General features: G+C 57.1%; 1 protein-coding gene. It reads right to left on the bottom strand.

Annotated elements, in window-relative coordinates; genetic code table 11:
- The coding region (locus AB3X96_RS42635; protein ID WP_368594426.1) for a Tn3 family transposase at positions 1–506 on the bottom strand (506 nt) is incomplete at its 3' end.
- Positions 507–517: the final 11 nt, after the last annotated feature.

A 517-nucleotide genomic window follows, 5' to 3' on the forward strand; every position in this document is an offset into this window, starting at 1 on the left:
GCCAGCAGCCGGCCGCACTCGTTATTGATCGCAATGTCGTGATCGGTCTTGCCGATCAGGTGCTTTCTGCCACTGACCTCGGCGATGAAGCCGCGCAGCGCGTGATACGCTTCGATCCGGTTCTGCGAACGATGGACGTTGCGCTGCAGTTGCGGGTCGCGCATGTAGCGCAGCGTGTAGATGCTGCGCACGAGTTTATCGAACTCGAAGACGGCACGGCGCGTGCGGTGACGTGGAGACAATGCGCAAAGCTTGCGAACCAGTGCCTGCTGGCTCATTTCCTTCACGCTGAGTGACGCGATGATCTGTTCGAAGACACACGGATCGTCGCAGATGGCGAGCAAGTCGATCTGTCCAGCGGGTTTGATCAGGAAATTGTCGTACTGCTCGATGTCGTCGCCGCAAAACAGATGTTTTAGCTGTGCTTGCAGGTTGGTGAAGCGCGGCGCAAAGTCCATCTCGAACCAGTACATGGCCGCGAAATTCATCTTGTTGATGCTGTGCATGTCTCCGGTGA

Source organism: Paraburkholderia sp. BR13439 (assembly GCF_040948805.1).
Taxonomy (GTDB): Bacteria; Pseudomonadota; Gammaproteobacteria; order Burkholderiales; family Burkholderiaceae; genus Paraburkholderia; species Paraburkholderia youngii.